Genomic DNA, 5,702 nt, shown 5'->3' with positions numbered 1-5,702 from the left:
CTCGTCGGCGGCCGCGGGCGGCTGCGGCGCGGGCGGCGGCTCGGCCGCGGCGGCGTGGGTTTCGAGGTCGGACATCGCGGGCTCCGCGTCAGTGGGGTTCCGCCGCGTCGTGCGCGGGATCGGGGTCGAGTTCGGGCTCGGGTTCGAAGAGCGGGATCTGCGCCGGCCGCTCGCCGCCCTCCTCCTCGGCGAAGCGCACGCCGACGCCGAGCAGGCGTACCGGCAGCGCCTTGCGCGCGTGCGCCTCGTCGAGCAGGCGCAGCCAGGTGGCCTCGTCGGGCGCGCTGGCGACGCACTCGGCGGTGGTGCGGCTGAAATCGGAGAAGCGCACCTTGACGAAGGCCTTGTGCACCGGCGGGCGGTCGCGCGCGCGCTCGAAGCGACGGTGGAAGTCCTCCAGCAGCGCGAGCAGGCCGGCGCGGCAGGCGGCGAGGTCGTGCAGGTCGGGGGTGTAGGTGGTCTCCACCGACAGCGACTTGCGCACGCGGTCGGGCTGCACCGCGCGCTCGTCGACGCCGCGGCACAGGTGGTGCAGGCTGGCGCCGAAGCTGCCGAACTCGCGGGTGAGCTCGGCCACGCTCCAGGCGCGCAGGTCGGCGCAGGTGTTCACACCGAGACGGTTGAGCTTCGCCGCGGTGACCTTGCCGACGCCGAAGATCTTCTTCACCGGCAGCGCGGCGACGAAGGCGTCGACGTCCTGCGGGCGCACCACGAACTGGCCGTCGGGCTTGTTCCAGTCGCTCGCCACCTTGGCGATGAACTTGTTGGGCGCGATGCCGGCCGAGGCGGTGATGCCGACCTCGGCGCGGATGCGCGCGCGGATCTCCTGCGCCATCAGCGAGGCCGAGCCGCGGCAGCGCTCGACCCCGGTCACGTCGAGGTAGGCTTCGTCGAGCGAGAGCGGCTCCACCAGCGCCGTATAGTCGTGGTAGATCGCCAGGATGCGGCGCGAGGCCTCGCGGTAGCGCTCGAAGTCGGGCGCCAGCAGGACAAGTTGTGGGCACAGCTGCAGCGCGCGCGCGGTAGGCATCGCCGAATGCACGCCGAAGGCGCGCGCCTCGTAGTTGCAGGTGGCGATCACCCCGCGCGTCTCGGCGCGCCCGCCCACCGCGACCGGCCTGCCGCGCAGGGTCGGGTCGTCGCGCATCTCGACCGACGCGTAGAAGCAGTCGCAATCGCAGTGGATGATCTTGCGCATGCGCTCGCGCGCGGGAGGTGTCGGCGGTGAGGCGTGAGGGGCGAACGGGCCTGCCGCGGGCAGGCCGGGTGGAGTGGCGTCGGCGCTCAGAACTCGGCGGCGCGCTTGACGCGGCGCTGGCGCACGCCCTCGGCGAGGATGTCGAGCACGTCGATGCTGTCTTCCCAGCCGATGCAGGCGTCGGTGACGCTCTTGCCGTACTCGAGGTCCTTGCCCGGGACGAGGTCCTGGCGGCCTTCCTTGAGGTGGGACTCGACCATCACGCCCATGATGCGGTCGTCGCCCGCGGCGAGCTGGGCGGCGACGTTCTTCGCCACCTCGATCTGCAGGCGGTGCTGCTTGCGGCTGTTGCCGTGGGAGAAGTCGACCATGACCTTGTTGCACACCCCGGCCGCGGCGAGCTCGCCGCTGGCGGCCTCGACGCCGTCGGCGTCGAAGTTGGGCTCCTTGCCGCCGCGCAGGATGGCGTGGCAGTCCTCGTTGCCGCGGGTCGAGACGATGGCCGAATGCCCGGCCTTGGTCACCGACAGGAAGTGGTGCGGCGCCTGCGCGGCCTTGATCGCGTCGGCGGCGATGCGCAGGTTGCCGTCGGTGCCGTTCTTGAAGCCCACCGGGCAGGACAGGCCGGAGGCGAGCTCGCGGTGCACCTGGCTCTCGGTGGTGCGCGCGCCGATCGCGCCCCAGGCGATCAGGTCGGCGATGTACTGCGGGGTGATCATGTCGAGGAACTCGGTGCCCGCCGGCAGGCCGATCTCGTTGACCTCCCACAGCAGCTTGCGCGCCAGGCGCACGCCGTCGTTGATACGGAAGCTGTTGTCCAGCCCGGGATCGTTGATCAGGCCCTTCCAGCCCACGGTGGTGCGCGGCTTCTCGAAATAGACGCGCATCACGATCAGCAGGTCGTCCTTGACGCGATCGGCCTCGGCCTTGAGCTTGTGCGCATACTCCATCGCCGCCTTGGCGTCGTGGATCGAGCACGGCCCGATCACCACCAGCAGGCGATCGTCGGCGCCGTACAGGATGCGGTGGATCGCCTGGCGAGCCTCGTAGGCGACCTCGGCCGCCTTGGGCGTGGCAGGGTATTCGCGCAGCACGTGGGCGGGCGGCACGAGCTCCTTGATCTCCTGGATGCGGACGTCGTCGATATGCAGTTTGATGGAGGCGGACATGCGAGGCTCTTTCTCGGATCTTTGCTGGGGTGCCTGATTCTAGCGGAAAGGCGACCATGGCTGGACGCAATGCAGACTATAAGCCCGATGGGATGAACCGATCGGCGGCGCGCGCGTCTGTTCGTACACTGACGCGTTCGCGCCGCCACGAGCGGCGCCCCGGAGGCGCGCCCCGCCCACCGCAGCGCCCATCGAACCCCCCGTTCCAAGAGAGCCCGCAATCATGCTGATCCACAAGCCCGCCGACGTCCTGCCCTCCGAGATCACCCCGCGCAGCCTGTTCGAGCGCCGCCGCGACTTCCTCGCGCGCAGCGGCGCCGGGCTGGTGGCGGGCGCAGCGCTTTGGCACGGCCTGCCCGGCGCCGCGCGCGCATCGACCCGGCTGCAGAGCGTGCCCTCTGCGCTGAGCACCACCGAGCCGCTCACCGAACGCGACGCCGTCACCACCTACAACAACTTCTACGAGTTCGGCACCGACAAGGCCGACCCGGCGCGCAACGCCCACAAGATGGCGGTGCGCCCGTGGACGGTGAATGTGGAAGGCCTGGTCGGCAAGCCGCGTCGCTTCGACATCGACGAGCTGCTGCGCCTGGCGCCGCTGGAGGAGCGCATCTACCGCCTGCGCTGCGTGGAGGCCTGGTCGATGGTGGTGCCCTGGGTGGGCTTTCCGCTCGCCGCGCTGCTCAAGGAGGTCGAGCCCCTTGGCAGCGCGAAGTACGTCGAGTTCGTCACCCACTACGACCCGAAGATCATGATCCGCGACGTGATCGACTGGCCCTACACCGAGGGCCTGCGCCTGGACGAGGCGATGCACCCGCTGACCCTGCTCGCGGTGGGCGTCTATGGCGAGGTGCTGCCCAACCAGAACGGCGCGCCGCTGCGCCTGGTCGTGCCGTGGAAATACGGCTTCAAGAGCGCCAAGTCGATCGTCACCATCCGCCTGACCGAGAAGGAGCCCGCGACGGCGTGGAACAAGTTCGCGCCGCAGGAGTATGGTTTCTACTCCAACGTGAACCCGCAGGTGCGCCACCCGCGCTGGACCCAGGCCACCGAGCGCCGCATCGGCGAGCTGCGCAAGCGCCCGACGCAGATGTTCAACGGTTACGCCGATCAGGTCGCGAGCCTCTACCAGGGCATGGACCTGAAGAAGTTCTATTGAGCAGCGCAGCCCCTCCCCAGCGTAGCGTCCCTTCCAGACGATGAACCTCTCCCTGAAAGCCCCCTCCGCGGGCACGATCGCCGCCGTCAAGGCCGTCGTGTTCGTCCTCTGCCTGCTGCCTGCGCTCGAGCTCGCGCTCGGCTGGCAGGCGAACACGCTCGGCGCCAACCCGATCGAGACGATCACCCGTGCGAGCGGCGAGTGGGCGCTGCGCCTGCTGCTGATCACCCTCGCGGTGACGCCGCTGCGCCGCTTCAGCGGCCTACACTGGCTGCTGCGCCTGCGCCGCATGCTCGGGCTGTTCGCGTTCGCCTATGCGTTTGGGCATTTCACCATCTACCTTTGGCTGGACCAGTTCTTCGACTGGAACGCGATCGCGCTCGACATCCTCGACCGCCCCTTCATCACGGTGGGCTTCGCCGCCTTCGTGCTGCTGATCCCGCTCGCCGCGACCTCGAACAGCTTCGCCATCCGTCGCCTCGGCGGGCGCAGGTGGCAGGCGCTGCACCGCTCGGTGTATGCGATCGCGATCTTCGCGGTGCTGCACTTCTGGTGGCTGGTGAAGGCGGACATCGGCAGGCCGCTGCTGTACGCGAGCATCCTCGCCGTGCTGCTCGGCCTGCGCGGCTGGTGGCGCGAGCTCGAGCGCCGCCGCCAGCTCTCGGTGCCGCCGCCGGCGAAGCATCTCGAGAAGAAGGTGATCCGGCTGGTGCCACGGCAGTAGGCTCTTCCCGACGCGGTGTTCGCGGCTGCCGCCGCTCCTGCAAAGGCACGGAGCCGCGGTGGTTTCTGTAGGAGCGCCGGCAGGCGCGAAGGCGGCGATGTGAGCCCGCACGCGCGTCGTTCGATCGACCGCCCATTCGCGGCTGCCGCCGCTCCTACAACGGGGACGCTCGGAGCACGCCGCTTATGTAGGAGCGCCGGCAGGCGCGAAGGCGGCGACGTGAGCCCGCACCCGCGGCGTTCGATCGACCGCCCATTCGCGGCTGCCGCCGCTCCTGCAAAGGACGGAACCGCGGTGGTTTCTGTAGGAGCGCCGGCAGGCGCGAACCAGCCCTCGGGCCTTCCCCGAACGCATCCAGGCCCCATCGAAACAGCGCGACGGCGAGCCGAGCGCGTCCAAAGCTCAGTGCTTCTCGACGCCCAGGCGCCACAGCGAGGTCGTCTCCGCGGCACGCGCCACATGCAGCGGGTCGTCCGCGTCGGCCACCTTGCCGTGGCGTGGGCGGATGTCCTCGCGACCGAGCACGCGCAGGCCCGCGGCCTCGATCCAGCCGAGCAGGTGGGCGCGCGTGCGCAGGCCGAGGCGCTCGGCGAGGTCGGACAGGATCAGCCAGCCTTCGCCGCCCTCCTCCAGGTGTTCCGCCAGGCCGGAGAGGAAGCAGCGCAGCATGCGGCTGTCGGGGTCATAGACCGCCTGCTCGATCGCGGAGCTCGGCTTGGCGGGCACCCAGGGCGGGTTGCACACCACCAGCGGCGCCCGGCCGGGCGGGAAGAGGTCGGCCTGGAGCAACTCGACACGGCCGGCGGGAAGCTCATGGGCACGCGCGGTCGCACCCGAGTTCGCGCGTGTGGTCGCACGAAGGGCGCCACCCGGGCCCGCGGCCTCGGCCAGCAGCCCGAGGCGGGCGAGGTTGTCCTGCGCGCAGCCCAGCGCACGCGGCGACAGGTCGGTGGCCAGCACGCGCGCCACCCCGCGGCGCGCGAGCAGGGCGGCGATGACGCCGGTGCCGGTGCCGATGTCGAAGGCGAGCGTGCGCGCGGGCAGCGGCACGCGCGCGACCAGGTCGAGATACTCGCCGCGGATCGGCGAATACACGCCGTACCACGGATGGATGCGCTCGCCGAGCACCGGGATGGCGACGCCCTTGCGCCGCCACTCGTGCGCGCCGATGAGGCCGAGCAGCTCGCGCAGCGACATCACGAAGGGGGCGTCGGCCAGATCCGCGTCCGGCGTGGCGGCGACCGCCTCGGCGAGCACTTCGGCCACCGCGGGGGCGCGGCGCAGCGGGATCTGCGCGCCGGCCTCGAAGGGGATCAGCAGCATGCCCAGCGTGCGCGCGCGCTGCGCCTGCGCCATGCGGTGGAGGTGGAAGGCTTCGGCGGGGGTGGCCGGCGGCCTCGCCGCCTTGCCCGGCTTGCGCGCGCGGCCGTCGGCGCGCCGCGCCATCGCCTG

At 71.1% G+C, this 5,702-nt stretch carries 5 protein-coding genes; 2 read left to right on the top strand and 3 right to left on the bottom strand.

Annotation, left to right across the window (positions count from 1 at the left end):
• Positions 1 to 88 precede the first annotated feature (88 nt).
• Positions 89 to 1,198, bottom strand: coding sequence for a DNA polymerase IV (dinB, locus tag C667_RS19660; RefSeq protein ID WP_004378080.1), 1,110 nt, complete (start codon positions 1,196 to 1,198; stop codon positions 89 to 91).
• Between the two features lie 86 nt (positions 1,199 to 1,284).
• Positions 1,285 to 2,367, bottom strand: a complete 1,083-nt coding sequence (gene aroG / locus C667_RS19655; RefSeq protein ID WP_004378078.1) for a 3-deoxy-7-phosphoheptulonate synthase AroG — start codon at positions 2,365 to 2,367, stop codon at positions 1,285 to 1,287.
• Between the two features lie 223 nt (positions 2,368 to 2,590).
• Between aroG and msrP the strand changes: the two genes are divergently transcribed.
• Together msrP and msrQ are read left to right on the top strand one after the other, a co-directional pair.
• Positions 2,591 to 3,526 (top strand): protein-methionine-sulfoxide reductase catalytic subunit MsrP, encoded by a 936-nt coding sequence (gene msrP / locus C667_RS19650; RefSeq protein ID WP_004378077.1) that lies wholly within the window; start codon positions 2,591 to 2,593, stop codon positions 3,524 to 3,526.
• Positions 3,527 to 3,566: 40 nt separating this feature from the next.
• Positions 3,567 to 4,250 (top strand): protein-methionine-sulfoxide reductase heme-binding subunit MsrQ, encoded by a 684-nt coding sequence (msrQ, locus tag C667_RS19645; protein ID WP_004378075.1) that lies wholly within the window; start codon positions 3,567 to 3,569, stop codon positions 4,248 to 4,250.
• Positions 4,251 to 4,652: 402 nt separating this feature from the next.
• On the opposite strand, the gene C667_RS19640 is transcribed toward msrQ, so the two are convergent.
• Positions 4,653 to 5,702: methyltransferase domain-containing protein (locus C667_RS19640; protein WP_004378074.1), on the bottom strand; the 1,050-nt coding region annotated here is incomplete at its 5' end.

Origin of the sequence: Thauera phenylacetica B4P, assembly GCF_000310225.1 — a bacterium.
GTDB classification, from domain to species: domain Bacteria; phylum Pseudomonadota; class Gammaproteobacteria; order Burkholderiales; family Rhodocyclaceae; genus Thauera; species Thauera phenylacetica.
Note: the sequence above shows the minus strand (reverse complement) of the source record. Positions and strands in the feature narration are given on the sequence as shown.